We start from the raw sequence: 25,485 nt of genomic DNA on the forward strand, positions 1-25,485 counted from the left end.
CGGTCGCCGGTGCCGGGCGGCCACGGTGCCCGGAGGCCCGCGCAGCCGGGTGCCGCGCTGCTCCCTGGGTGGGGCACGGACCCTGGACCGGGTGTCGCGGGCGGTCTTGCGGCCGGGCGCCGCGCCCGCGGACGCACGGCCCTGGCAGGCTGGACGCGACCGAGGGAACGGCCCCGTTGCCGTGCCACCCCCACACGGAGGGCCCATTGCGCCGTCGACTGATCAACTCCACGCTGGCCGTGGTGCTCGTCGTCATCGCCGTCTTCGGCGTGTCGCTCGTCATCGTCGAGACGCGGACGATCACGAGCAGTGCCCAGGAGAGCGTGGACTCCGAGGCCCTGCGGGTGGTCAGCATCGTCGACGGACGGCTGCTCGGCGGCGAGTCCATCAGCGCGAGCGTCCTCAAGCAGCAGATCACCGCCAACAGGTACGCGCGCGTCGATGTGCCGGGCCACCGGGACGTGCAGGTCGGCAGCAAACCGAAGGGCTCCGTCATCCGGGGCGAGGCCCGGGGCGAACAGGGCGAGGTCGTCACCGTCGAGGAGCTGAGCTCCTCCGTGACGCGCGAGGTCGGCAGGACGCTGCTGATCATCGGCGCGGTGGCGCTGCTCGCGATCATCGCGGCCGTGCTGCTGGCCGTACGGCAGGCCAACATGCTGGCGTCCCCGCTGGTCGACCTGGCCGAGACTGCGGAGAAGCTGGGTTCGGGCGACCCGCGGCCCCGGCACAAGCGGTACGCGGTGCCCGAGCTCGACCGGGTCGCCGACGTCCTCGACTCCAGCGCCGAGCGCATCGCCCGCATGCTGACCGCGGAACGCAGGCTCGCCGCCGACGCGTCGCACCAGCTCCGCACGCCCCTGACGGCGCTGTCCATGCGGCTTGAGGAGATCACCGTCACCGAGGACCTGGACACGGCACGGGACGAGGCGTCCATCGCGCTCAACCAGGTGGAGCGCCTCACCGACGTGGTGGAACGGCTGCTCACCAACGCGCGGGACCCGCGTACCGGATCGGCGATCCCCCTCGACCTCGACCGGATCATCAAGCAGCAGATAGAGGAGTGGAAACCCGTCTACCGCAGCGCGGGCCGCGCCATCGTGCGGTCGGGACGGCAGGGCGTGTGGGTGATGGCGACACCCGGCGCGATCGCGCAGGTGCTCGCCGCGCTGATCGAGAACTCGCTCATGCACGGCGGCGGCACCGTCGCGCTGCGTACCCGTGTCACCGGCAACCAGGCGGTCATCGAGGTCACCGACGAGGGGGCGGGGGTCTCCCCCGACCTCGGGGCGCGGATCTTCGAGCGGGCCATCAGCGGCCACAACTCGACGGGCATCGGCCTCGCCGTCGCCCGCGACCTGGCGGAGGCCGACGGGGGGCGCCTCGAACTGCTGCAGCCGCATCCGCCGGTGTTCGCGCTGTTCCTCAGCCGCGAGACCCAGGAGCCGCAGGAGCGGGAGCGCCCGGTGCGCTGAGCCGCGCGATCCCCGTCGAGCGGCGGCCGGGTCTCAGCCGAGGCGGCGGGGCGCCGCCTCCAGGGGCTCGGCGTGCTGCCCGGTCCCCTGCGTCCCGGCCGCCCCTGTCCCCGGGCGGTCGAGGAACGGCGTGCCGCCCGGCGGCAGCGCCTTGAACACCCACGACCGGTACGACCAGAACCGGAACAGCGTGGCCACGCCGATCCCGACGAACTTGAACACGTTGCTCTGGAGCGGCGAGTCCCACCCGAAGCCGTAGGTGGCCGTGTAGAGGATGCCGTTCTCGATGACCAGGCCGATGACGCTGAAGAAGAGGAACAGCGTCAGCTCGCGGGTGCGCCCCGTCTTGTCGCGGTCCCGGTACGCGAAGTAGCGGAAGCCGATGTAGTTGAAGACGATCGACACGATCGTCGCCAGCACCGACGCCCGCACGACCGGCAGGCTCGTCACATGCCTGACCAGGTTGAACACCAGCAGGTTCACCAGCAGGCCGGCCCCGCCGACGGCGCCGAACTTGACGACTTCCTTGAGCACCCGGTGCAGCCGCGCCTCAGGCGCCGCGCCCGCTTCCCGTACGCCCATGTGGTCAAGCCCCGTCCGTTCGGTGTCGTGGCGACCCATGCTAACCAGCGAGCCCCTCCCGGGACCGCTCCCGGCGCCGGACGGCCCGAGCGCGGCACCGTACGGCCGGGGCCGCGCACGAGCCGGGACGATGCACGGCCAGGGCGCGCGCAGGCACCGGACACCGTACGGGCAGGGCTCGCGCGAGCGAACCAGAGACCGTACGGGCAGGGCTCGCGCGAGCGGCAGAGGGGGTTCGGGGTACGGGGAGGGGCTCGCGCGAGCGAACCGGACACCGTACGGGCAGGGCTCGCGCGAGCGGCAGAGGGGGTTCGCGGTTCGGGGAGGGGCTCGCGCGAGCGGCCCTCCGTGGTGGGAAACGCGCCGGATACCCTGGTCCGGTGACGTTTCCCGTAGTCGGCATGGTCGGTGGCGGTCAGCTCGCCCGTATGACCCACGAGGCGGGCATCCCCCTCGGCCTGAAGTTCAAGCTCCTCAGTGACACAGCGCAGGACTCCGCGGCGCAGGTGGTGTCCGACGTCGTCGTCGGCGACTACCGCGACCTGGAGACCCTGCGGGCCTTCGCGCGCGACTGCGACGTGATCACCTTCGACCACGAGCACGTGCCGCTCGCGCACCTGCGGGCGCTGGAGGCGGACGGCGTGACCGTGCGTCCCGGCCCCGACGCGCTCGCGCACGCCCAGGACAAGGGCGTGATGCGGGAGCGACTGACGGCGCTCGGTGTGCCGTGCCCCCGCCACCGCGTGGTGAGCGGCCCTGCGGACGTGACGGCCTTCGCCGCCGAGGGCGCGGGCACCGACGGCGGCGACGGCTACCCGGTGGTCCTCAAGACCGTCCGCGGCGGCTACGACGGCAAGGGCGTGTGGGTCGTACGCACCGAGGCCGAGGCCGCCGAGCCCTTCAAGGCGGGCGTCCCGGTGCTCGCGGAGGAGAAGGTCGACTTCGCGCGCGAGCTCGCCGCCAATGTCGTACGGTCCCCGCACGGCCAGGCCGTCGCCTACCCGGTGGTGGAGTCGCAGCAGGTGGACGGGGTCTGCGACACGGTCATCGCCCCCGCGCCCGGCCTGTCCGAAGAGCTGTCGGGCGAGGCACAGGAGCTGGCGCTGCGCATCGCGAAGGAACTCGGCGTCGTCGGCCACCTCGCGGTCGAGCTCTTCGAGACGCGCGACGGCCGCATCCTCGTGAACGAGCTGGCGATGCGCCCCCACAACTCCGGCCACTGGACGCAGGACGGCGCGATCACCTCCCAGTTCGCCAACCATGTCCGCGCCGTGCTCGACCTGCCCCTCGGCGACCCGCGCCCCCGCGCGCGGTGGACGGTGATGGGCAACGTCCTCGGCGGCGACTACCCCGACATGTACGCGGCGTACCTGCACTGCATGGCCCGCGACCCGCAGTTGAAGATCCACATGTACGGCAAGGATGTGAAGCCGGGCCGCAAGGTCGGGCACGTCAACACCTACGGCGACGACCTGGACGACGTGTTGGAGCGCGCCCGCCACGCCGCCGGCTACCTGCGAGGGACGATCACCGAATGACCTCCGACAACGCGCCGCTCATCGGCATCGTGATGGGCTCCGACTCCGACTGGCCCGTGATGGAGGCCGCCGCCAAGGCCCTCGACGAGTTCGGTATCCCGTACGAGGTCGACGTGGTCTCGGCCCACCGCATGCCGCGCGAGATGATCGCGTACGGCGAGGGCGCGGCGGACCGCGGCCTGAAGGCGGTCATCGCGGGCGCCGGCGGCGCGGCGCACCTGCCGGGCATGCTGGCGTCGGTGACGCCGCTGCCGGTGATCGGCGTGCCGGTGCCGCTGAAGTACCTGGACGGCATGGACTCCCTCCTGTCGATCGTGCAGATGCCCGCGGGCGTGCCCGTCGCGACGGTGTCGGTGGGCGGCGCCCGCAACGCGGGCCTCCTGGCCGCCCGCATCCTCGCCACGAGCGACCCCGCGCTGCTGTCCCACATGAAGGACTTCCAGCAGGAGCTGAACGACCAGGCGACGGAGAAGGGCAAGCGACTGCGGGCGAAGGCCCAGGGCGAGGCGTCCTTCGGTTTCGGAAAGTGAGGCGGGGCATGGCGCAGGAGAGCGGCGGCGCGGCGCAGGAGCACCTCGACGAGGTGCGCGAACTGCTCACGGAGTTTCCCGTGGTGGACGGACACAACGACCTCCCGTGGGCGATGCGTGAACAGGCGGGCTACGACCTCGACGCGCTGGACGTGGCGGGCGACCGCACCGGCCAGCTCCACACCGACCTCCCCCGCCTGCGCCGCGGCGGAGTCGGCGGCCAGTTCTGGTCGGTGTACGTGCCGTCCGACATGGGTCCCGGCGAGAACCCGGTCGCCGCGACCCTGGAGCAGATCGACTTCGTGCGCCGGCTCCTGGCCCGCTTCCCCGAGTCCCTGGCACCGGCCCGCACGGCCGACGAGATGGAGGCCGCACGCGCCGAGGGCCGCATCGCGTCACTGATGGGGGCGGAGGGCGGCCAGTCCATCGCCGAGTCGATGGGCACCCTGCGCGCCCTGTACGAGCTGGGTGTGCGCTACATGACGCTCACCCACAACCACAACCTGCGCTGGGCGGACTCGGCGACGGACCAGCCGCGGGCGGGCGGCCTCACCGCCTTCGGCCGTGAGGTCGTGCGGGAGATGAACCGGCTCGGCATGCTGGTCGACCTCTCCCATGTGGCGGCGACGACGATGCGGGACGCGCTCGCGGTGACCGAGGCGCCGGTGATCTTCTCCCACTCGTCGTCCCGGGCGGTCTGCGACCACCCGAGGAACATCCCTGACGACGTACTCGCGCAACTGCCCGCCAACGGCGGTGTCGCGATGGCGACCTTCGTGCCGAAGTTCGTCCTGCCGGAGGCCGTCGCCTGGACCCAGGCCGCCGACGACAACCTGCGCGCCCACGGCCTGCACCATCTCGACACCACTCCGCAGGCGATGCGCCTGCACGAGGAGTTCGAGGCGGCCAGCCCGCGCCCGGTCGCGACCGCGGCCACGGTGGCCGACCACCTGGACCACATGCGCGAGGTGGCGGGCGTGGACCACATCGGCATCGGCGGCGACTTCGACGGCACGGCCTTCACCCCGAGCGACCTCTCCGACGTGGCCGGCTACCCGAACCTGCTGGCCGAGCTGCGCGCCCGCGGCTGGTCCCGCGCGGACCTGGCCAAGCTGACCTGGCAGAACGCCGTGCGCACCCTGCGCGGGGCCGAGGACGCGGCACGGAGCCTGAGCGCCAAGCGCGGCCCGTCGCTGGCCACGATCGACCAGTTGGACGGCCCCGTGCCGACCGCCGGCGGCGCACCGGCCGCGTAGCCCGCCGAACGCGGCCGGTGGCCCGGCCGGACCGGGTGCCCCAGGACAGGCGGCGCAGGGGTCTCGTACCGACCGGGTACGGCCGGGCCCGGGGTCCGGCCGGGCCACTGTGGCCTCTGTGATCCGGCCGTGCGACCAGGGCGTGTCAGCAGGAGGTGTCCAGCGGGGCGTGTCAGCGGGGCGTGTCAGCGGGGCGTGCCGCGGACGCCGCTCGGCAGGGGCTGGTTGAAGTAGGGCGACGCGCCCGCCTTCCGGTAGCCCCGGAGCGCGGGGCCGTGGTCCGCCCGCAGGTCGCAGTTTGGTCCCGGCACGGGGCTGTCCCACTGGACCATGGCCTTCACCGCCGGCAGGTGGCGCGCCGCGTCGGGTATGCGCTCGTACCAGTCCTGCTGCCGGTCCGGGTCGGCCGGGTCGGGGGCCGTGCTGAACTCCGCCAGCATCAGGGGCTTGGTCGCCGAGATGTTCTCCCGCAGCCAGTCGTAGGAGGGCTGCTGGCTCTGCCGGAAGTCCAGCCAGTCCGGCGACTTGTGGCAGAGGTAGTAGTTGTACTGGTCCACGCCGATCCAGTCGACGTAGGCGTCCCCCGGATACAGCTGCCTCATCAGCTCCTTGTGGCCGAGGTAGCCGGACACCGTCCACACCCAGACCGCGTTGTCCACGCCCAACTGCCGGAACCGGTCGTGCACATGGCGGTAGGCGGCGACGAACTCGGCGGGGGTTCCGGCGTCGGGGGTGCGGAAGTCCGCCTCCTGGTCGAAGGTGAAGAAGACCGTCTTCCCGTACGCCTTGATGCGCTCGGCCTGCGGGTCGATGATCGTGCGGTCGAAGTCCCCGGCCGCGACCCGCGCCCAACCGAGCTGTGTCTCCGTGTAGTTCCTGTGGTGCGGCTCCTTCCACACCGTCGATTCCCAGGCGAGCATCAGCATCCGCTCCTTTCCCAGCCCGCGCTCGTCGGACGTCAGCAGCACGCCGTCCCGCCGCGTGTTGGACATGTCGTGGTACGTGTAGACGAGGTCGAGCCTGCGGCCGATCTTCGCCTCGAAGCCGTGTACCGCCTCGGTGAGCGAGCCGTCCTGCGCGTACGGCACATACGCTCCCCACCAGGCACCGCACGGCGGCGCGAGCAGCCGCGTGGGCGAACAGTCCGAGGAGTTGTCCGAGGCGCGGACGATCCACCAGGTGCCGATGCCGGCGAGCAGGACGCCCACGGTCGCCAGCGCCACGAGCAGCCGCGCGTCGGCCGAGCGGCGCACCGGGGGCCTTGCCGAGGGCCACACTCTGAGGCGCCTCATGGTCAGGGCTCTCCGCCCGCGCCGGCCCCCGTGGCGTCGGCGGCCTCGTCACGCCCGCCGCGTATCGCCCCCGGGAGGGGCAGGCCCGGCAACAGCGCGGCCACGGTGCAGAACGCCGCGAGCGAGATCAGGAAGACCGGCGCCGAGAAGCCCCGTACGAGGAAGAGGGCGGTCGCGTCGAGCGCCGCGAGCGACCAGCTCAGCGGTGCCGCGAGGGCCAGGGTCTCAAGCCGGGCCGCCGGGCGCGGCGCCCCCGGTTGGGGGTGGAGGACGGCGAGGCCCGGCCCCAAGGTGACGAACAGCAGGACGGGAGCCCAGCGCAGGACATCGCCGCCGGGCAGCAGGGTCGCGGCGAGCGCGACCCATCCAGAGAGCGCGAGGACGGTTCTGAGCTGCGCCTGAGTGCGATTCATGGCGTGAGGTGCCTCCTTGGCTGGGGACGGCGGGGCGGCGGGGGCGGGGCGGATGGGCGGATGGGGTGTGCCTGCCGGGAAGGCCCGGGTCAGGGCTCGACGTCGGGTGGGAGTGGCTCGGGGGTGGTCGGCACCGGCAGGTGCTGGAGCAGCAGCCCGTGGCTGGTGTCCTCGACGACCTTGAAGTGCGGGGACGCCCTGAGTGCTGCGACCAGCCGGTCGTACCCGCCCGGCGGCAGATAGCCCTCGCCCTGGACCGCGTCGCGCTGGGTCGGGGTGAGGAGGACGAAGGCCGGGCAGCCCGCGGGTATCCCCTCGGCGAGGTAGTCCCCGGGGTCCTTGAGCAGCTGCCGGTTCGCCCTGGCGTCCTGCTCGGTGAAGAACCAGTGGTCGTAGTGGTTGTAGTGGTAGTACGCGCCGGGGAACGAGCCCGTGGCCGCCATCACCAGCGAACCCGTCGGCGCCCGGTCGTAGGCGCGCTCCACGAAGGACACCTCCTGCGGCGGCGCGTACTGCATGGCCTCCTTTCCGTAGTAGGAGGGGAGGAAGCCCGCGAGCAGGACGAGGACTCCGGCGGGCAGCGCGACGACCATCACGCGCTGGGCGATCCTGCGTGCCCTTCCCGCGTAGGCCGCCGAGGGCACCAGCGCCGCGGCGGCGAAGAACGCCGAGCCGGGCAGTCCGAACAGATAGACCCGGAAGACCATTTCGCCGCCGTAGTTGTTCACCGCGAGCAGGGGCGCGGGGGCGATCGCGGCGAGCAGCAGCGGCAGGGCGGACCTGGCGAGCCGGCGGCGCAGCAGGACCGCCGCCACGGCGAGCACCCCGAGCGACACCACCATCACGATGTTGACCAGGCCGACCAGTTCGGCACCCGCGCCGGTCGGGTTGCCGCCGATGCCCGGCTTCGCGTTGCTCAACAGGTCACCGAGTTGCCCGCTGAGGGTCTTCATCGTGTCGACGAACAGCGGCCGGCCCATCGTGAGGTCCCAGATCCCCATGATGACGACGGCCGTCGCGAACAGTCCGATGTTGCGGTAGCGCCGGGTGAGGCAGAACGCGAACAGGGTCACGCACAGCATCACCGGCGTCAGCTGGTGCGCGGAGTTGATCGCGGCGATCAGCGGCACAAGGAGCACGACGCCGACCGCGCGCTGTCGCCAGGTCGTCGACGGCGGCACGGGGGCGGCCGCCGGGTCGAGCCGCTCCCGGTCGCGCAGCGGGCCCGCCGTCCCCGGCCGCACGAAGTGCCGCAGCACCACCGCGAAGATCGCAAGGAACAGCACATAGGCGAACCCCTGCGGTGACAGGTAGTCCTGCCCCACCCAGTTCGCGAGCTGGAAGATCCACACCGCCGTCCACACGAGACGCCAGTCGTCGGTGAACGTGCGGTAGATGAGCACGAGGACCGGCAGCATCAGGGCGCCATAGGTGACGGGGGCCCAGTTGGTGTAGACGGCGGCGCCGTGCACCCCGAAGGCGCGGATGAGGGCGGCGTTGAGGGAGAAGAAGCCGGGCCACTGGTCATAGGCGGACATGCCGCCGTTCAGCTGGTGGTGAGGGTGGACTGTGCCCTCGGTGAGCAGGCGGGCGATGACCGCGTCGTGCTTGGACGCCCACGCGTAGCGCACCGTGTCGTACAGCAGCGCCGTGGGGGCCTTCAGCGCGAACAGCATCCCGAGGCTGTAGGCGCACGGCCACCAGGGGGCCGTGCCCGCCCGGCGCAGCGAGGCGACGAATCCGACGGTGAGGACGGCCAGCGCCCCGTAGAACGCGACGGGGAAGCGGTCGAGCAGCCCGAAGTCGCCCATGTCGTGGAAGCGGATCCTCGGCAGCGACCAGGCCCACAGCGCCGCGGCCACGGGTAACGGCAGCCAGGTCAGCAGCCGGACGGGACCAACCGGGAGGCGTCTCGCGCCCTCCCGGTCGGCCCGCGCGCCGTGCGCGCCGCCCGACGCGGTCATCTCGTGCTGTGCCACCGCCCTGGCCCCCCTGTCGTGTTCGTCGGTCGCGCCTTCGGTGCCGCGCTGTCGGTCTGTCCCTCTGCGGGCCACGTGTGCCTGTCTGTGCGTGTGCCGCCTCGTGTGTGGTGTGCCTGTCCCGCGCCTGCCGGTCGGCGCGCCTCGCCGTGTCTGTGGGCGCTGTGTCTGTGAGCGCTGTGTCTGTGAGCGCTGTGTCTGTGGGCGCTGTCGTGTGTGCTGTGCCTGTCTGTGCGCCCGCCGTCCGTCTGCCGCTCTGCGCGTCTCCCTGTCGGTCCGCGGTGCCTCGTTTCTCTGCCGCCCCGGCCCTGGTGACGCGGGGTCTCGGCGCCGTCCGGCCGGCGCCGCCCGGGACTCGGTGGCGGCTACCCCGCGAACTTGGGGCCGAGGAAGCGCGCCCTGGCCCTGCGGTAGATCCGCCAGCCGACCGTCCTCGCGGCGTCGGGGAACGGCGCCGCGCGGGCGCCCTCCCCCGCCATCCACGCGGCCACGTCCGCCGCGGTGTGGGAGCGGCGCAGGATGAGCCGTGCCATCCGGAACGGCTCGTCGGCCGTGGAGCTGAGGGCGTGCCGCACGGCGGCGGCCGACGTGTATCCGGCGGCGCGCGCCGCGTCGCGCACGGCGCGGCTGTTGTAGCCGTGGGGATAGGCGAGGTGGTCCACCGCGTGTCCGAGGGTGTCCTCCAACACGTCTTTGGAGTCCCGTAGTTCACCACGGAGCGCGGAAGCCGGAAGCGTGTCGAGCTGGGCATGCGTCACGGTGTGCGCCCCGATTTCGACGCCGTGCCCCTCCAGCGACGCCGCCTGGGAGAGCGACATCATCGGCGCGGGCGGCAGCAGGCTGCCGTGTCCCGGGATGCCACGCCCTCGGGCGAGGGCGCCGGTCGTGAGGTAGGCGGTGGCGGGCAGGGAGCGGGCCGCGAGCGCCTCGGCGGTCGGGCCCGGCAGGTCGGCGAACCCGTCGTCGAACGTCAACACCGCGGGTCGGGCCGGGAGTTGCCCCTGCCCGGTGAGCGCGGCGGCGAACGCGCCCGCGGTGACCGGCGTACGGCCGGACGCGACCACGGCGTCCAACTGGGCCGCGAACTGCCGGGGCCCGACCGTGAACTCCGCGATCCAGGCGGGCGGGTCGGCCATCACCGCGTGGTAGAGCAGCACGGGGACCGGGGTCACGACCATCGCCGCCTCCCCCGCCAGGCGGCCCGGGCCCGCAGGTAGCCGACGGGCCCGTACAGCATGCCCCGGCGTTCGAGCCGGGAGAGCGAGCGGGGCCAGGGGTGGCTCTGCGCCCCTGGCGCCCCCGGTGCCGGACCCTGTCCGCCGGGCCGGTGCGCTGTGAGGGCCCTGGCGTGCGCCAGACCGCGCGGCAGCCGGGCGAGCAGCGCGGGCAGCAGGGCGGGCTGTCGCACGAGGACCGCGGTGAGGTACGCCGTGAGGCCCGCTCCGTATCCGAACGCCTGGTTTCTGAGGTCCTGCCAGGTCTCGCGGTGGTGGTGCCAGACCAGCGCGTCCGGTGTGTACCTCAGGCGATGGCCCCCGGCGAGGATGCTGACGAAGCCGTACAGGTCGTCGCCGCCTCTGGCGGGGGTGCCGGTGCCCGTGGCCGGGTCGAAGCCGCCCACGGCCCGCAGGGCGGACACCCGGAACGCCATGTTGGCCCCGGAGCCGAAGCTGCCCGCGGCGAACGGGAACAGCGGCTCGCCGGCGGGCGGCCGCGCCGGTTCGTACAGCCGCGGCACGAATCCCTTGGCGAAGCCGCCGTGGCTCTCCAGGAGTATCTGGGCCGGTGTGCCGAGGCGGGCGGGAAGGATGAGGCCCGTGGTGCAGCCGAGACCGGGGTCGTCGGCGAAGGGCGTGGTGAGCGCCGTCAGCCAGTGCGGGTCAGCGACGACGTCGTCGTCCGTGAACGCGACGGCCACCACGTCGGATGGCAGCGACGCGAGGCCCCTGTTGTGCGCAGCGGCGAGGCCCGGCACCGGCTCCCGCACGTAACCGACACGGCCCGCGAAGGGCCCCGTGACGAGATCGCGGGTGGCCGTCGTCTCGGGGGCGTTGTCCACCACGAGGACCGCGAAGTCCGGATGGTCCTGGGCCAGCAGGGAGGCGAGGGCGCGGCCGAGGCGACCTGCGCGCTCACGGGTACCGACCACCACGGCCGTACGCGGCGGCACGGCTGTCGGGTCGGCGCCGGGGGGTGCCGGTGCGGGAGCTCCGGCACCCGGCGCGGGTCCGGCCCGGTAGGCGGCGGCGATCGCTTCGGCGGGGTCCGTGCCCGGCGGGACACGGGTCAGCACCGCGCCCACCGGTCTTCCGCGCAGGCGGACCAGCGCGTACACATAGCTTCCCGGCCCGGGGTCCTGGCCGCCGGGTGCGGGCACGCAGGACAGCACCGGCCCGTCCGGCCCGGCGAGATCGAGGTCGACGACGGCGACCGCGGCGGGGCGCGGGGGCGCGGGGGCCGCACCCCCGGGTGCGGGGCGGCGGGCGCGGGGCGGTGGCTGCGGTGGCAGATCCCCGTACGGCACGGTCCCCCCTTGGTGCGGTGCCGCCCTCAGGGTCGGCAAGGTCAACGTCCTTGGTCCAGCGCTGTGTTCGGTGCTCTCAACCGGGCCGTCCGGCCCACGGGGCGGCGCGGTGGCGCGCTCCCGTGGTGGCGCTGCGCCAGGGCGGGGCGGCGGTGGTGCGGTGAGGCCGCGTCGCGGGCGGCGCATGAGAAGCGTGCGGCTCTGCTCGGTGTCTTCCATACTCCCTTGGACACACGCCGTGGCCGTTCGTCACGTATCGTTTCGAAGAATCGTCGGCGGACCTCCCCGGCGTGGTGTCCGGCGGGCCGCCGTCCCGCGCGGTCCGCCTCATCGCGCACGCACCCGGCCGATCTGGTTGAGTGTCCGCCGCGCGAGCGAGGCCAGCTCCGGCCTGTCCCTGACGAAGCCGTGGACGCGTCTGCCGGGCTCCCTGCTCAGCCGGTACAGCGCGGCGCGGGGCCCCGGCCGCACCACCGCCCCCTCGTACACCGTCAGTCCGCCCGTCTTCAACGAGTCCTTGTACTCAGCGGCCCCCCGCCCGAGGTCCAGCATCCCGATGCCCTCGGCGGCCGCGGCCCGCGCCATCCGCAGATGGAGCACGAGCCCGGGCGAGTACTTCGCGAACCCGGTGTCGTAGGCGGGGAACCAGCAGGACAGCACCGTCCGGGAGCGCAGCCCGAAGTGCGCGGCGATCGGCCGGTCCGCCGCGTACAGCACGCTCAGGACGCCGGAGCAGCCGGGGCTCCGGGTGCCGGCGAGCAGCCGCACGAGGTCGCGGATCCACTCCTTGGCGAACCGGTCGCGGCGGCCCGTCCTGCGGTACTGCGCGGACTTCCACTCCATGAGCTTCGCCAGCACGGCCGGATCGCGCTCGTCGAAGACGAAGCGGACCTCGCCGACCTGGCGGCCGAGGCGGCGCTCCTTGGCGGTGGTCGTGCGGTAGAACGTGGGCGACCGCTCGCGCAGCGCCGCCTCGTACGCCGCGAAGCCGTTCCCCACATCCACGACAGGCGACTCGAACGCGTCGGCGGCGCCCGCCATGAAGGACGTCTGGCCCTCTTCGAGGTTGTCGAACTCCCAGGCCGCCAGCGAGCACGCGCGCAGCAGCTCATCGGCGGCCAGCCGCAAGCCGGGCCGCAGGACGGCCCCCTGGCTGTCGGACACTCCGAGGCCCAGGGCCCGGCCGCGGCCCAGTGGGTCCGCCTCGAACGGGAAGAACCCGGCGGGCTCCACGGCGGCGCCCGGGCCCTCCGTCCAGTCGGCGCCCTCCCGGGCCTCGGTGATCACGGCGACCCGCGCCGCGGGCCGCACCCGGCCCACCGCGCGGGCGAACTCGGGTTCCATGAACGGATTGCCGGGAGCTCCCGACTTCGCGCGCAGCGCACGCCAGGCGTCCGCCTCGCTCTCGCCCAACCGGCCCGGCGCGACCACCCGTATCCGCACGGCACTGCCCTCGACGCTCAACTCGCCCCCCCCGGTCGCGGTGCGCTGTCCCGGCCCCCCGCGGGCGCCGTCACCAGGAACCCGCATGCGGAACAGGACGTTACCGGCCCAAATCCGCCGAGGACAGGGCCTCTCCTCTCGCGTGGGACCGGTGGGACGCGGGGGGCGAACGGGTCGACTGCGACGGCTCCCAGCAGCGGAGAACCGGCCGGGAGCCGGCGCGGCCCCACAGGAAACGAGCAAGGGAGGAAGGACCGGCGACCACCGCTTTGCACCAGCCGACCGACCGCGCCACACTGGAGTGACACAGATCACACCCACCGGGCCCTGCTGGCGTTCCGCGCCCCGGCGCGCGTGCCCGCCACGACCATCGGCGGGCGACCGCCGCGATCACAGGGGCACGGCTGCGACCGTCGGCCCACGTACCGGGGAAGCGGGCGACCGGACGGACCCGAGAGCCGGATCGACCCCCTCAGGACATCGCGGACCTGCGGACACCGCAGCCCGACGCCGTCCCGGGACCGGCGGGGGTGTCGGGCCATGACGGGAGAATGCGATGCGTACGGCGCTGGCCACCGGGGTCCGCGAGCCCCTGACACTGACGGAGCGCGACGTTCCGGAACCCGGGCCCGGCGAGGTGCTCGTCAGGGTAACGGGCTGCGGAGTGTGTCACTCCGATCTGAACCTCCTCCACGGCGGGTATCCGTTCGCCCGCTTCCCCGTGGTTCCCGGACACGAGATCACCGGCGTGGTGGAGGCGGTGGGCGACGGGGTGTCGCTGCCCGCGGCCGGTACGGCGGTGGCCGGCCAGTTCCTCTTCGACTCGGACGGCACCTGCGACTACTGCGTGAGCGGTGAGCCGATACTCTGCCGGCGCAAGCGGATCACGGGGGTGGTCGTCGACGGCGGCTACGCCGAGTACACGGTCCTCAAGGCCGCTTTCGCGACACCGCTGCCCGAGGGGCTCGATCCGGTGACGGCCGCGCCCCTGGCCTGCGCGGGGCTCACGGCGTACAACGGGCTCCGGCAGGGCGGGGCGCGCCCGAACTCCCGTGTCGCGGTGATCGGAACGGGCGGTATGGGGTCGCTGGCCATCCGGTACGCGGTGGCGCTGGGGGCCAGGGTCGCCGTGGTGGGCCGGTCGCGCCGGGGCGAGGACGCGGCGAAGGAACTGGGCGCGGAACGTTTCGTCGCCTCGGCGGACGAGGACCCGGGCGAGGCCCTCGCGACCTGGGACGGCGGCGCCGACCTCGTCCTCAACACGGCACCGGCGAACGCCACAGCGGCAGCCTCGGTACCGGGCCTGGCGCCCGACGGCACGCTGGTGATGTGCGGTTACGACACGGAGCCGCTGGTGCTGGAGGCGCAGCAGATGGTGCTGAACCGGCTGCACGTGATGGCCTCGCCCTCGGGCTCCCCGCACGCCCTGCGGGACACCCTGGACTTCTCGGCGCGGCACGGCATCGTGCCGGAGGTCCATGTCATCGGCCTCGACGGCGCGGGCGCCGCGCTCGACGCGATGGACGCGCACACCGCGCACGGGCGCAGCGTCATCGCGTTCCCCTGAGGCGGCGGTGCCGCCGCGCCGCGGTCCGCCCACACCGTCCGTCCGGCACCGCTCCCGCTCCGAGCACCGCAGAGGCGGGCCGCGTGCGATCGCACCCGCGCCCCACACGGAGGAGAAGCTCATGTCACAGACCGTCCTCATCAGTGGCGCTTCCAGCGGATTCGGGGCCATGACCGCCCGGGCGCTGGCCGACGCCGGATACACCGCGTACGCCGGAATGCGCGATTCCGGCGGCCACAACGCCTCGGCGGCCCAGGAGGCATCCCAGTACGCGCGGCAGCGCTCCGTCGACCTGCGCGCGGTCGAACTCGACGTGTCGGACCAGCAGTCCGTGGACGGCGCGGTCGGCCGGATCACCGAAGAGACCGGCGGGGTCGACGTCGTCGTCCACAACGCGGGCCACATGTCCCTCGGCCCCACAGAGGCCTTCACACCGGAGCAGTTGCACGAGCTGTACGACACGAACGTCGTCTCCACGCAGCGCCTCAACCGCGCCGTCCTGCCGCAGATGCGCGCACGCGGGGACGGGCTGCTGGTGTGGGTCGGGTCGAGCAGCACCTTCGGCGGTACGCCGCCCTACCTCTCCCCCTACTTCGGCGCCAAGGCGGCCGAGGACCACGTGGCCAAGGGCTACGCCGTGGAACTCGCCCGCTTCGGCGTCGACTCCGCGATCGTCGTGCCGGGTTCCTTCACGTCAGGAACCAACCACTTCGCTCACGCGATGGCACCCGAGGACAAGGAGACGGCTGAGGCGTACGAGGAGCAGTACGCGGGTCTGATGGACGGCGTCGGCCGGCGGCTGGCCGAACTGGCGCCCCCGGACGCCGATCCCGCCGAGGTGGCGGGGGCGGTCGTCGCGATCGTGGACGCGCCCAAAGGGAAGCGGCCGTTCCGCGTCACCGTGGACCCGGCAGACGACGGCTCCCGTGAGGTCAGCGATGTCGCGGACCGCGTCCGCGCGGAGTTCTACGAGCGGATCGGGCTGACCGATCTGCTCACCGCCAGGACCTGAGCGCGCACGGCCGGGTCAGGGCACCCCGCACCCCGGGCGTGCTGCTCAGACCTCCCGGTGTCCGGCCCGCCAGACCGCCGAGACCAGCGGGACGCCCGGCCGGTAGGCGAGGTGGACATGGCTCGGGGCGTCGAGGAGTACGAGGTCGGCGCGGGCCCCGGGGCTGATCCGCCCCACGTCGGTGCGGCGCAGGGCGGCCGCGCCGCCGGCCGTCGCCGCCCACACGGCCTCGTCCGGGGTCATGCCCATGTCGCGTACGGCGAGCGCCACGCAGAAGGGGACGGAGGAGGTGAACGACGAGCCGGGGTTGCAGTCCGAGGCGAGCGCGACCGTGGCACCGGCGTCGAGGAGGCGGCGGGCGTCGGGCCACTCGGCGCGGGTGGAGAACTCGGCGCCCGGCAGCAGCGTCGCGACCGTGTCGCCCTGGGCGAGCGCGTCCACGTCCTCGTCGCTGAGGTGGGTGCAGTGGTCGGCCGAGGCGGCGCCGAGCTCCACCGCGAGCTGCACGCCGGGCCCGTACGTCAGCTGGTTGGCGTGGATGCGCGGCAGCAGTCCCTTCCGCGCCCCCGCGGTCAAGACGGCGCGGGCCTGGTCGCCGTCGAAGGCGCCGCGCTCGCAGAAGACGTCGACCCAGCGGGCGTGCGGGGCGCAGGCGTCGAGGATGGGGCCGGTGACCAGGTCGACGTACGCGCCGGGGTCGTCGGCGTACTCGGGGGCGACGATGTGGGCGCCGAGGTAGGTGACTTCGTCCGTGCGCGCGGCCGCCACGCGCAGCGCGCGGGACTCGTCGGCCGCCGTGAGGCCGTAGCCCGACTTGGTCTCCATCGTCGTGGTGCCCTGGCGCAGGGCCTCGGCGAGGTAGCGGTCGAGGTTCGCGGCCAGCTCGGCGTCGGTGGCGGCGCGGGTCGCCGCCACCGTGGTGCGGATGCCGCCCGCGGAGTACGGGCGGCCGGACATCCGGGCGTTGAACTCGGCGGTGCGGTCGCCCGCGAAGACCAGGTGGGAGTGGGAGTCCACGAAGCCGGGGAGGCCCGCGCGGCCCTCCGCGTCGACCCGGTTGTCAGTGGCGGGTGCTTTGCTTGTCTCACCGACCCAGGCGACGCGGTCGCCGTCGATGACGACGGCCGCGTCCTGGATCAGGCCGAGGGGGGTTCCGTCACCGAGGGAGGGATCGTTGGTGACCAGACGTGCGATGTGGGTGACGAGTGTCGTCATCGCGATGCTGTGTTCCTTCCGGGGACGAGCGGTGGGTGGCGGCCGGTGGTCCAGGCTGTGGCCGTGGGCCGCAGGGCCGGGCGGCCGCGGCGGTGTGGGGGACATGGGCCGCGGCCTGCCACGGGTCAGGGGCGCAGCGCCGCGACGGCTTCGGCGAGCGCGGTGGGCACATCGGGTACGAGGGCGTGGGCCCCGTCCCGTACGACATGGCGGCCGCCGACCACGGTATGGCGCACATCGGCAGCTGTCGCGGCGAATACGGCGGTCTCCGCGCCCAGCGTGGCCCGCGGCCCCGCGGTTCTGACGGAGTCGAGGGCGATGGTCGTCAGGTCCGCGAGCATGCCCTGCTCGATGCGGCCGGCGTCGGGCCGGCCGAGCGCGGCGTGGCCGGTCCCCGAGGCGGCCCGCAGCAGCGCCGCCGCCGTCCAGTGGCCCCGCTTGCGGGTGCGCAGGCGCTCGTCGAGTTCCATGGCGCGGGCCTCTTCGAGCAGGTCGATGACGGCGTGGCTGTCGCTGCCGAGGGAGAGGGGGGAGCCCGCGGCCTCCAGGGCGACGGCGGGGCCGATGCCGTCGGCGAGGTCGCGCTCTGTGGTGGGGCACATGCAGGTGCCGGTGCGTGAGGCGCCGAGGAGGGCGACGTCCTCTTCGGTGAGGTGCGTGGCGTGCACGGCGGTGGTGCGCGGGCCGAGCACGCCGTGGTCGGCGAGGAGCCCGGTCGGGGTGCGGCCGTGCGCGGCGAGGCAGGCGTCGTTCTCCGCGGTCTGCTCGGAGAGGTGGACGTGCAGGGGCGCGGAGCGGGCCTCGGCCCAGGCGGCGACGGCGCCCAACTGCCCCGGGGGCACGGCACGCACGGAGTGCACGGCGGCTCCGACGAGCGCCTGCTCCGGGTCGGGCGTCCGCAGCGCGGAGACGCGTGCGGCCCAGGCGTCGGCGGTGCCGTCGGAGAAACGGAGCTGGTCGGGGGTGGGGGGCTCGCCTGCCGGGTCCGTGGCGGAGAGTCCGGAGGAGAGGTAGAGCGTGTCGAGGAGGGTGATGCGGATGCCCGCTTCCGCGGCGGCGGCGATGAGGGCCTCGCCCATGGCGTTGGGGTCGGAGTAGGGGGTGCCGCCTGGCGCGTGGTGCAGGTAGTGGAACTCGCCGACGGCGGTGATGCCCGCGAGGGCCATCTCCGCGTAGGCGGCCCTGGCGAGGGCGTGGTACGTGTCGGGGGTGAGGCGGCCCGCCGTCCGGTACATGGCGTCGCGCCAGGTCCAGAAGGTGCCGCTGCCGACCTGGACCTCGGAGCGCAGGGCACGGTGGAAGGCGTGGCTGTGTGCGTTGGCGAGGCCCGGGAGGGTGAGGCCGCGCAGCGCGGTCGCGCCGGGCGGCGGGCCCGGTGTCCCGGTGCGTACGGCGGCGATTCGTCCTGCCGCGGTCTCGACCGTGACGCCCGGCTCGACGCGGTCGCCGAGCCAGGCGTGTTCGAGCCAGTAGGCGGCGCCGGCGGTGCTCATGCGCACGCGAGTCCTTCCAGTACGTCGGCGAGGGCGCGCACACCGGCCACGCAGTCGTCCTCGGCCGCGGTCTCGGCCGGGGCGTGCGAGACGCCGGTGGGGTTCCGTACGAACAGCATGGCGGTGGGGACGGACGCGGACAGGATGCCCGCGTCGTGTCCCGCACCCGAGTCGATCACGGGAAGCGGGGTGGCGGAGCGGGCTTCGAGGATCCGGGCGAGTTCGTCGCGCAGCGCGTGGCCGAACTCGACGCTCGGGGTGAAGGACTCGCGTACGACGGCGAGTTCGACGCCGGAGCGGGTGGCGGCTTCGCGGGCCGCCGCCTCGACGGCGGCGACGACGGTGTCGAGGGACGCCGGGTCGGCTGCGCGGGAGTCGAGCCAGGCACTGACGAGGGAGGGGATGGCGTTGACGCCGTTCGGCTGGACGAGGACCTTGCCGAAGGTGGCGAGGGCTCCGGCGAGTTGTGCCTCGCGGCGGGCCGCGAGGACGGTCTCCGCGTAGGGGAGCGTGGGGTCCCTGCGGTCCGCGAGGCGGGTGGTGCCCGCGTGGTTGCCCTCGCCGCGGAAGTCGAACCGCCAGCGGCCGTGCGGCCAGATGGCGGAGGCGAGTCCGACCGGGTCGCCTGTGAGGTCGAGGGCGCGGCCCTGTTCGACGTGGAGCTCCACCAGGGCGCCGATGCGGCCGAGCCGCTCCGGGTCGGCGCCTATGGCGTCGGGGTCCTGTCCCGCGGCCTCCATGGCCTGCGGCAGCGAGGTGCCGTCCGCGGCGCGCAGGGCGTGGGCCTGTTCGCGGGTGAGCTGTCCCGCGGACAGCCGGGAGCCGACGCAGGCGACGCCGAAGCGTGCGCCCTCCTCGTCGCCGAAGGCGGTGATGGCGAGGGGCTTGACGGGCCGGGCGCCCCGGGCGCGCAGTTCGTCGAGGGCCGCGAAGGCGGAGACCACGCCGAGGGGGCCGTCGAAGGCTCCGCCGTCCGGCACGGAGTCGAGGTGGGAGCCGGTGACGACGGCGTCGCCCGCCTCCGGGTCGCCGAGCCAGGCCCAGAGGTTGCCGTTGCGGTCGGTCTCGTGGCGCAGGCCGCGTGCCTCGGCCTGGTCGCGGAACCAGGCGCGGCAGTCGAGGTCGGCACCGGTCCACGCGTAGCGGCGGTAGCCGCCGGTGCCGGGGTCCTTGCCGACGCGGGCGAGCTCCGCCCACATCGTCTGGAAGGAGGGGGCGCTCACTTGGTCTCCTCCGCGGCCTGCTCGCGCATGGGGACGCGGACGCCCTTGGCCTCGGCGACGGCCTCGGCCTCCTCGTAGCCGGCGTCGACATGGCGGATGACGCCCATGCCGGGGTCGTTGGTGAGGACGCGGCGGATCTTCTCGCCCGCGAGCGGGGTGCCGTCCGCGACGGTGACCTGGCCCGCGTGCAGGGAGCGGCCCATGCCGACGCCGCCGCCGTGGTGGATGGAGACCCAGGAGGCACCGGAGGAGACGTTGACCATGGCGTTGAGCAGCGGCCAGTCGGCGATGGCGTCGGAGCCGTCGCGCATGGCCTCGGTCTCGCGGTACGGGGAGGCGACGGAGCCCGTGTCGAGGTGGTCGCGGCCGATGGCGAGCGGGGCGGCGAGTTCGCCGGAGGCGACCATGTCGTTGAAGCGCTCGCCCGCGCGGTCGCGTTCGCCGTAGCCGAGCCAGCAGATACGGGCGGGCAGGCCCTGGAAGTGGACGCGCTCCCGGGCCATGGTGATCCAGCGGTGGAGGGACTCGTTCTCCGGGAAGAGGTCGAGGATCGCCTTGTCCGTCTTGTGGATGTCGGAGGCCTCGCCGGACAGGGCGGCCCAGCGGAAGGGGCCCTTGCCCTCGCAGAACAGCGGGCGGATGTAGGCGGGGACGAAGCCCGGGTAGTCGAAGGCGCGCTCGTAGCCGGCGAGCTTGGCCTCGCCGCGCAGGGAGTTGCCGTAGTCGAAGACCTCGGCGCCGGCGTCCTGGAAGCCGACCATGGCCTCGACGTGGCGGGCCATGGACTCGCGGGCCCTGGTGGTGAAGTCGGCGGGCTTCTCGGCCGCGTAGGCGGCCATGTCGTCGAAGTCGACGCCGACGGGCAGGTAGGAGAGGGGGTCGTGGGCGGAGGTCTGGTCGGTGACGATGTCGATGGGCGCGCCCTCGGCGAGCATCCTCGGCAGCACCTCCGCGGCGTTGCCGAGCAGGCCGATGGAGAGCGGACGGCGGGCGTCGCGGGCCTCGACGGCGAGCTGGAGGGCGTGCTCGACGCTGTCGGCGCGCACGTCGAGGTAGCGGTGCTCGATGCGGCGCTCGATGGCGCGCGGGTCGACGTCGACGCAGACGGCGACGCCGTCGTTCATGGTGACGGCGAGGGGCTGGGCGCCGCCCATGCCGCCGAGTCCCGCGGTCAGGGTGATCGTCCCGGCGAGCGTGCCGCCGAAGCGCTTGGCGGCGACGGCGGCGAAGGTCTCGTAGGTGCCCTGGAGGATGCCCTGGGTGCCGATGTAGATCCAGGAGCCGGCGGTCATCTGCCCGTACATGGTCAGGCCGAGGGCTTCGAGGCGGCGGAACTCCTCCCAGTTCGCCCAGTCGCCGACGAGGTTGGAGTTGGCGATGAGGACGCGCGGGGCCCACTCGTGGGTCTGCATCACGCCGACCGGGCGGCCGGACTGGACGAGCATCGTCTCGTCCTGCTTCAGGGTCCGCAGGGTGCGGACCATGGCGTCGAAGGAGCGCCAGTCGCGGGCGGCCTTGCCGGTGCCGCCGTAGACGACGAGCTTCTCGGGGTGCTCCGCCACCTCGGGGTCGAGGTTGTTCTGGAGCATGCGCAGGGCGGCCTCCTGCTGCCATCCCAGGGCGCTGAGCTGGGGGCCGCGCGGGGCCCTGACGATGCGGGGCTCTGACATGGCGGGTGACTCCTCCGCGAGCGATCCGGCGGGCGTGGTGGACCGGGTGTCCACATCCGGTTATTCACATCCTGACTTGATGAATATTCTTAGTCAACAGGGCCGGTCGGGCCAACCGGGCCATCGAGCATGATGGGCACATGCACATGGGCAGGACGGAGACCGACATGACCGACATACGGGGCTCGGCGGCGGACCGGGGCGCGGCAGCGGCCGGGCGACGGCACCGCGCGGTACGCGCCGCCGTGGCCGGGGGCCTGATCAGCGACGAGCAGCCGGTCGTCGGGCTGCTCGACGTGGCGGGCATCCGGGAGTCCGCCGCCGCGCTGCGCACGGCGTTCGAGGAGGCGCTGCCGCCGGGGACGCCCGTGCTGCACGCGTTCGCGGTGAAGGCGTCGCCGCTGGTGCCGGTGGTGCGGCTGCTGCGCGAGCTGGGGATCGGCGCGGAGGTCGCGAGCCCAGGAGAGCTCGCGCTCGCCCGCGCCGCCGGGGTGCCGGTGGAGGCGACCGTGCTCGACTCGCCCGCGAAGACCACCGCAGAGCTGCGGGAGGCGCTGTCGCTCGGCATCGCGGTCAACGCCGACAACGCGCAGGAGCTGGCCAGGCTCGACGCCCTCGTCGCCGAGCTCGGCACCCGCTCCCCGCTGGGCGTCCGGGTCAACCCGCAGACCGGCACGGGGTCCATCGGCGCGCTGTCCACGGCGACGTCCACGTCGAAGTTCGGCGTGGCGCTGCGGGACCCGGGCGTGCGCGAGTGGGTCGTCGAGGCGTACGCGCGGCGGCCGTGGCTGACCCGGCTGCACGCGCACTCCGGTTCGCAGGGCGTGCCGCTGAAGCTGATCGCCGAGGGCATAGCGGTGCTGTACGGGCTCGCCGAGGAGATCAACGAGGCGGCGGGCCGGCGGCAGGTCGACACGCTCGACATCGGCGGCGGCCTCCCGGTGAACTTCGCCTCCGACGAGCACACCCCGGACTTCGCCGCGTACGTGGACGCGCTGCGGGATGCGGTGCCCGGCCTGTTCGAGGGGCGGTACGGGCTGGTGACGGAGTTCGGCAGGTCGCTGCTGGCCAAGCACGGCACGGTCCTCGCGAAGGTCGAGTACACCAAGTCGGCGGGCGCCAGGCCCATCGCCGTGACGCACGCGGGCGTGCAGGTCGCCACGCGTACGGTGTACGCGCCCGAGTCGTGGCCGCTGCGCATCGCCGCGTACGACGCCGAGGGCGAGCCGCGCACCGGAGAGCCGGTCGCGCAGGACGTGGCGGGCCCCGCCTGCTTCGCGGGCGACCTGCTGGCGACGGACCGGCCGCTGCCGCTGATCCAGCAGGGCGACGTGGTCGCCGCGCTCGACACCGGCGCGTACTACTTCGCCCACCACTACGCGTACAACAGCCTGCCGAGGCCGGGGGTGTACGGCTTCACGGAGGACCCCGCGGGCAGCCAGGACGTGCGTTTCGCCACGGTGCGCACGCCCCAGACGGTCGAGGAGATCGTCACGGAGTCCGGCGCGGCCCACACGGACGCGCTGCTGCCCTAGGACCTCTTGCCGCGTGGATCATGCCGGGCCCGCGTGTCCCGGCACCTCCCCCAGCCCCCGGCCGGGGCCCCCACTCGCGGCGTTGTCGTCGGCCGCCAGGACTCCACCATGACCTCCTCCGCCGTGCGATCCTCCCCAGCCTCCGGCCGGGGGCGCCCCCAGGCACCGGACCCCGCTCCCAGATCCGCCCTGAGCCAAACGAAAACCCTGGCCGCGCGGGCCCGTCGCCCCGGCGCGCACGTCCCGCGGCGCCACGACGCACCCGCCCCCGGCTCCCGCCCGCGGCCCCCCAACCCCGCCCTGACCCCCGGCCCCCGTGCCCCGACCTCCGGTGAAACGGGCGGTCGCGGTCGGGGGCGGTCGGGATCGGACAGGTTTTTGCATATGCCACGTTCATAACTGAATTCCGGTGAAGGAAAAGGCCGGACTTCCCTCCCATGGCGTGTGCTGTGCGTAGTGTCGCCGTCACGGATTCCGCACGACTGTGCGTCAGGACATCCGTCTGGGGGAGGGAGTGCGCGTGCCCGGAATCGACGCATGCCTGGACGAGGCCATGGCCCTGCCGGGGGCGCGCGGCGCGGCGGTCGTCGACTGGACGAGCGGGCTCGCCCTCGGCACCGCGGGCGAGCCGCCCGGCGGCGACCAGGAGGCGGCGGCCGCGGAGACCGCGGAACTGGCGCGCGCGGCGGCCGAGTTGCCGACGTTCACGCCGGACGCCTGGGACGGCGCGGCACCGGGCCCCGGCGTGGGCGGCGGCGCGGGCGCCGGGGCGGGGAGCGGCGGGGGGAACGGCGCGGCAGGAGGCAAGGGGCTGCCCGTCGAGGACGTGATCGTCTCCACCCGCGACGGCTACCACGTGCTGTGCTTCGTGGACACGACGTTCGACAGCAGCGTCTTCCTGCACCTCTGGCTCGACCGGGACACCGGCAACCTCGCGCTGGCCCGCATACGCGTGCGGCAGCTCGCGGAACGGCTGGTGCTCGGATGACCACCGCGCGCTCCGTCTCCCCGATGCTGCTGCGCCTGGCCGAGGAGCGGGCCACCGGCGCCCTGCTGCGCGACCACGGCACCCTGTATCTCGCCGGGGGCCGGGTCGTGCACGCGGAGAGCCCGGCGGCGCCCGGCGTCGACGTGCTGCTCACCGCGGGCGGGCGGCTGGCGCCCACCGCGTGGCAGGAGGCGGTCGACCGCGCGGGGGCCCGCCGCGAGGTGGCGCGCCACCTGGTCGACAGCGGCCGGGTGCGCGGGGGCGAGCTGGAGCTGTGCCACGTGGGCGCGGTGTTCGACGCGGCGTTCTTCGCGCTCGCGCCGGGGAGCGGGCCGACCAGGTTCCGGTACGGAGCGGCGCACTGGTTCGGCACCGTGCGGCCCGTGTCCGCGGCGGCCGTCGAGCGCGAGACGCTCCGCCGCCGCGAACTGCTCGACGACGTCTGGCCGTACGGGAGCGTCGACACCGCGCCGGTCGTCGCCCGCGAGCCCGCTCCCGGGCAGGCCGTGCCGCACAGGCAGCGCGAGGTACTCGCGCTGGCCGACGGCACCAAGTCGCCCGCCGCGATCGCGTGGGCGCTGGGCCGCCCGGCCTTCCACACCCTGCTGGAGATCCGCAGGCTCGCCGCGGCGGGACTCGTGGACACGCCCCGGGAGGCCCTCCCCCCGCCGGGGGCAGCGGGGGCCGTGCCGGCCTGGGTCGCGGCGGTCTCCGACGACCCCGACATCGCGCTGCTGCGCAGGCTGCGCGACGCGCTGGAGGCGACCCTGTGATCCCCCGCTCCCCCGCCCTGACGAGCCCGTCGTGAGGCGCACGCTGCGGCAGCGCGCCGAGAGGAGACAGCTGATGACGGCAGAGGCCGACGTACTCGGCGAGCTGCGGCGCCTGCGGGCGCGCCTGCCCCAGGTGACGGGCGCGCTCGCGGCGAGCGTCGACGGGCTGGTGCTCGCCCGGGAGAGCGCGGGCGCCGAGGCGGAGGGCGTGGCCGCGCTGACCGCGGCGGCGCTCGGGGTGGCGCAGCGGCTGACCGCCAGCACCGGCCAGGGCGCCTTCCGCGAACTGCTCGTACAGGGCGAGCACGGCTACGTCGCCACGTACGCGGCGGGCGCGTCCGCGGTCCTGACCCTGGTGGCCGAACCGAGGACCAACGTGGGCCGCCTGCATCTGGAGGCCCGCAGGTCGAGCGCGCGCATCGGCGAACTGGTGGACGGCGCCCTCGACCGGTTGGAGAACGCCTGAGCGATGACCCCTGCTCGTGCGAAACCCCCCACATCCCCTACGAGACGCGGCCGCAGAGCGCCGAAGGCGGCGGCCGCACCCGACGGCAAAGGAAGTGCGACACCCATGGCCAACACCGAAGCCTCCCTCAAGGAAGCCCTCACCACCATCGACGGCGCGCTCGGCGCGGCACTGGTCGACTACACGAGCGGCATGGCGCTCGGCACGGTCGGCGGCGGCAAGGACCTGGACCTGACGGTCGCGGCGGCGGGCAACACCGACGTCATACGGGCGAAGGTCCGCACGATGGAACTGCTCGGCCTGAAGGACGAGATCGAGGACGTCCTGATCACGCTGGGCACCCAGTACCACCTGATCCGGCTGCTCAGAGGGCGGGGCAACAACGGCCTCTTCCTCTACCTCGCGCTCGACAAGGCCCGCTCGAACCTGGCGATGGCCCGCCACCAGCTGGTCAAGATCGAGGCGGGCCTGGAGATCTGAACCAGGGCCGCCCCCGGCGGCCCGCCGCGAGCGC

General features: G+C 73.9%; 22 protein-coding genes. 11 read left to right on the forward strand and 11 right to left on the reverse strand.

Features of this window, described 5'->3' with window-relative positions:
- The first annotated feature begins 206 nt into the window (after positions 1–206).
- The gene (locus ABEA77_RS10915) at positions 207–1,472 is read left to right on the forward strand and encodes an ATP-binding protein (RefSeq protein ID WP_345644644.1); all 1,266 of its coding nucleotides are present in this window, start codon (positions 207–209) and stop codon (positions 1,470–1,472) included.
- A 33-nt stretch (positions 1,473–1,505) separates the two neighbouring features.
- Here ABEA77_RS10915 and ABEA77_RS10920 read toward each other — a convergent pair whose 3' ends face one another.
- Positions 1,506–2,054: a GtrA family protein gene (locus ABEA77_RS10920; protein ID WP_345644866.1), complete on the reverse strand. Its 549-nt coding sequence runs from the start codon at positions 2,052–2,054 to the stop codon at positions 1,506–1,508.
- Positions 2,055–2,455: 401 nt separating this feature from the next.
- On the opposite strand from ABEA77_RS10920, the gene ABEA77_RS10925 reads away from it, so the two are divergent.
- Genes ABEA77_RS10925 through ABEA77_RS10935 form a run of 3 tightly spaced genes read left to right on the forward strand, consistent with a single transcriptional unit; the run spans position 2,456 to position 5,378 of the window.
- Entirely contained in the window at positions 2,456–3,592 is a 1,137-nt protein-coding gene (locus ABEA77_RS10925; protein ID WP_425588258.1) for a 5-(carboxyamino)imidazole ribonucleotide synthase, read from the forward strand.
- Positions 3,589–4,122 (forward strand): 5-(carboxyamino)imidazole ribonucleotide mutase, encoded by a 534-nt coding sequence (gene purE / locus ABEA77_RS10930; RefSeq protein ID WP_345644650.1) that lies wholly within the window; start codon positions 3,589–3,591, stop codon positions 4,120–4,122. Before ABEA77_RS10925 ends, purE begins: the two co-directional genes overlap by 4 nt.
- Before the next feature lie 8 nt (positions 4,123–4,130).
- Positions 4,131–5,378 carry a dipeptidase gene (locus ABEA77_RS10935; protein WP_345644652.1) on the forward strand — a complete coding sequence of 416 codons (1,248 nt, stop codon included), beginning with the start codon at positions 4,131–4,133 and terminating at the stop codon, positions 5,376–5,378.
- Positions 5,379–5,563: 185 nt separating this feature from the next.
- Here the strand turns inward: ABEA77_RS10935 and ABEA77_RS10940 are convergent, their stop codons facing one another.
- The 6 genes from ABEA77_RS10940 to ABEA77_RS10965 form a co-directional block, all read right to left on the reverse strand.
- Entirely contained in the window at positions 5,564–6,670 is a 1,107-nt protein-coding gene (locus ABEA77_RS10940; protein ID WP_345644655.1) for a glycoside hydrolase family 26 protein, read from the reverse strand.
- Between the two features lie 2 nt (positions 6,671–6,672).
- On the reverse strand, positions 6,673–7,083 hold the full coding sequence (locus tag ABEA77_RS10945) for a hypothetical protein (protein ID WP_345644658.1): 411 nt from the start codon (positions 7,081–7,083) through the stop codon (positions 6,673–6,675).
- 89 nt (positions 7,084–7,172) lie between these two features.
- Positions 7,173–9,062: a hypothetical protein gene (locus tag ABEA77_RS10950; protein ID WP_345644661.1), complete on the reverse strand. Its 1,890-nt coding sequence runs from the start codon at positions 9,060–9,062 to the stop codon at positions 7,173–7,175.
- Between the two features lie 365 nt (positions 9,063–9,427).
- On the reverse strand, positions 9,428–10,240 hold the full coding sequence (locus ABEA77_RS10955) for a polysaccharide deacetylase family protein (protein ID WP_345644664.1): 813 nt from the start codon (positions 10,238–10,240) through the stop codon (positions 9,428–9,430).
- Positions 10,231–11,451: a glycosyltransferase family 2 protein gene (locus ABEA77_RS10960; RefSeq protein ID WP_345644869.1), complete on the reverse strand. Its 1,221-nt coding sequence runs from the start codon at positions 11,449–11,451 to the stop codon at positions 10,231–10,233. The genes ABEA77_RS10955 and ABEA77_RS10960 overlap by 10 nt, the downstream gene beginning before the upstream one ends.
- Before the next feature lie 462 nt (positions 11,452–11,913).
- Positions 11,914–13,029: a GNAT family N-acetyltransferase gene (locus tag ABEA77_RS10965; protein WP_345644872.1), complete on the reverse strand. Its 1,116-nt coding sequence runs from the start codon at positions 13,027–13,029 to the stop codon at positions 11,914–11,916.
- A gap of 556 nt (positions 13,030–13,585) precedes the next feature.
- Between ABEA77_RS10965 and ABEA77_RS10970 the strand changes: the two genes are divergently transcribed.
- Positions 13,586–14,596: an alcohol dehydrogenase catalytic domain-containing protein gene (locus tag ABEA77_RS10970; protein WP_345644667.1), complete on the forward strand. Its 1,011-nt coding sequence runs from the start codon at positions 13,586–13,588 to the stop codon at positions 14,594–14,596.
- Positions 14,597–14,717: 121 nt separating this feature from the next.
- A complete protein-coding gene (locus ABEA77_RS10975) occupies positions 14,718–15,608 on the forward strand; it encodes an SDR family oxidoreductase (protein ID WP_345644669.1) in 891 nt (296 codons plus the stop codon).
- Between the two features lie 45 nt (positions 15,609–15,653).
- On the opposite strand, the gene hutI is transcribed toward ABEA77_RS10975, so the two are convergent.
- The 4 genes from hutI to hutU all read right to left on the reverse strand — a co-directional run bounded on the left by hutI (position 15,654) and on the right by hutU (position 21,209).
- The gene (gene hutI, locus ABEA77_RS10980; protein WP_345644671.1) at positions 15,654–16,823 is read right to left on the reverse strand and encodes an imidazolonepropionase; all 1,170 of its coding nucleotides are present in this window, start codon (positions 16,821–16,823) and stop codon (positions 15,654–15,656) included.
- Positions 16,824–16,948: 125 nt separating this feature from the next.
- Positions 16,949–18,316: a formimidoylglutamate deiminase gene (locus ABEA77_RS10985; protein ID WP_345644673.1), complete on the reverse strand. Its 1,368-nt coding sequence runs from the start codon at positions 18,314–18,316 to the stop codon at positions 16,949–16,951.
- Complete coding sequence (locus ABEA77_RS10990; RefSeq protein WP_345644875.1) at positions 18,313–19,515, reverse strand: allantoate amidohydrolase; 1,203 nt, start codon at positions 19,513–19,515, stop codon at positions 18,313–18,315. The genes ABEA77_RS10985 and ABEA77_RS10990 overlap by 4 nt, the downstream gene beginning before the upstream one ends.
- Positions 19,516–19,535: 20 nt before the next feature.
- Entirely contained in the window at positions 19,536–21,209 is a 1,674-nt protein-coding gene (gene hutU / locus ABEA77_RS10995) for a urocanate hydratase (RefSeq protein WP_345644676.1), read from the reverse strand.
- 167 nt (positions 21,210–21,376) lie between these two features.
- On the opposite strand from hutU, the gene ABEA77_RS11000 reads away from it, so the two are divergent.
- From ABEA77_RS11000 to ABEA77_RS11020, 5 genes are all read left to right on the forward strand, one after another.
- Entirely contained in the window at positions 21,377–22,744 is a 1,368-nt protein-coding gene (locus tag ABEA77_RS11000; protein WP_425588254.1) for a type III PLP-dependent enzyme domain-containing protein, read from the forward strand.
- A gap of 520 nt (positions 22,745–23,264) precedes the next feature.
- Entirely contained in the window at positions 23,265–23,732 is a 468-nt protein-coding gene (locus ABEA77_RS11005) for a hypothetical protein (RefSeq protein ID WP_345644679.1), read from the forward strand.
- A complete protein-coding gene (locus ABEA77_RS11010) occupies positions 23,729–24,505 on the forward strand; it encodes a transcriptional regulator (protein WP_345644682.1) in 777 nt (258 codons plus the stop codon). The genes ABEA77_RS11005 and ABEA77_RS11010 overlap by 4 nt, the downstream gene beginning before the upstream one ends.
- Before the next feature lie 73 nt (positions 24,506–24,578).
- Positions 24,579–24,971, forward strand: coding sequence for a roadblock/LC7 domain-containing protein (locus ABEA77_RS11015; RefSeq protein ID WP_345644685.1), 393 nt, complete (start codon positions 24,579–24,581; stop codon positions 24,969–24,971).
- A 105-nt stretch (positions 24,972–25,076) separates the two neighbouring features.
- Positions 25,077–25,451, forward strand: a complete 375-nt coding sequence (locus ABEA77_RS11020) for a hypothetical protein (protein WP_345644688.1) — start codon at positions 25,077–25,079, stop codon at positions 25,449–25,451.
- The last annotated feature ends 34 nt before the right edge of the window (positions 25,452–25,485 follow it).

This window comes from Streptomyces tremellae (genome assembly GCF_039540215.1).
GTDB classification, from domain to species: Bacteria; Actinomycetota; Actinomycetes; order Streptomycetales; family Streptomycetaceae; genus Streptomyces; species Streptomyces tremellae.

Coding starts and splice junctions, on each gene's coding strand:
- ABEA77_RS10925 (WP_425588258.1), top strand. CDS start 2,456: ATGGTCGGTGGCGGTCAGCTCGCCCGTATGACCCACGAGGCGGGCATC.
- ABEA77_RS10970 (WP_345644667.1), top strand. CDS start 13,586: ATGCGTACGGCGCTGGCCACCGGGGTCCGCGAGCCCCTGACACTGACG.
- hutU (WP_345644676.1), bottom strand. CDS start 21,209: ATGTCAGAGCCCCGCATCGTCAGGGCCCCGCGCGGCCCCCAGCTCAGC.
- hutI (WP_345644671.1), bottom strand. CDS start 16,823: ATGACGACACTCGTCACCCACATCGCACGTCTGGTCACCAACGATCCC.
- ABEA77_RS10920 (WP_345644866.1), bottom strand. CDS start 2,054: ATGGGCGTACGGGAAGCGGGCGCGGCGCCTGAGGCGCGGCTGCACCGG.
- ABEA77_RS10945 (WP_345644658.1), bottom strand. CDS start 7,083: ATGAATCGCACTCAGGCGCAGCTCAGAACCGTCCTCGCGCTCTCTGGA.
- ABEA77_RS10940 (WP_345644655.1), bottom strand. CDS start 6,670: ATGAGGCGCCTCAGAGTGTGGCCCTCGGCAAGGCCCCCGGTGCGCCGC.
- ABEA77_RS11020 (WP_345644688.1), top strand. CDS start 25,077: ATGGCCAACACCGAAGCCTCCCTCAAGGAAGCCCTCACCACCATCGAC.
- purE (WP_345644650.1), top strand. CDS start 3,589: ATGACCTCCGACAACGCGCCGCTCATCGGCATCGTGATGGGCTCCGAC.
- ABEA77_RS11000 (WP_425588254.1), top strand. CDS start 21,377: ATGACCGACATACGGGGCTCGGCGGCGGACCGGGGCGCGGCAGCGGCC.
- ABEA77_RS10990 (WP_345644875.1), bottom strand. CDS start 19,515: ATGTGGGCGGAGCTCGCCCGCGTCGGCAAGGACCCCGGCACCGGCGGC.
- ABEA77_RS11015 (WP_345644685.1), top strand. CDS start 24,579: ATGACGGCAGAGGCCGACGTACTCGGCGAGCTGCGGCGCCTGCGGGCG.
- ABEA77_RS10985 (WP_345644673.1), bottom strand. CDS start 18,316: ATGAGCACCGCCGGCGCCGCCTACTGGCTCGAACACGCCTGGCTCGGC.
- ABEA77_RS10955 (WP_345644664.1), bottom strand. CDS start 10,240: ATGGTCGTGACCCCGGTCCCCGTGCTGCTCTACCACGCGGTGATGGCC.
- ABEA77_RS10935 (WP_345644652.1), top strand. CDS start 4,131: ATGGCGCAGGAGAGCGGCGGCGCGGCGCAGGAGCACCTCGACGAGGTG.
- ABEA77_RS10975 (WP_345644669.1), top strand. CDS start 14,718: ATGTCACAGACCGTCCTCATCAGTGGCGCTTCCAGCGGATTCGGGGCC.
- ABEA77_RS11010 (WP_345644682.1), top strand. CDS start 23,729: ATGACCACCGCGCGCTCCGTCTCCCCGATGCTGCTGCGCCTGGCCGAG.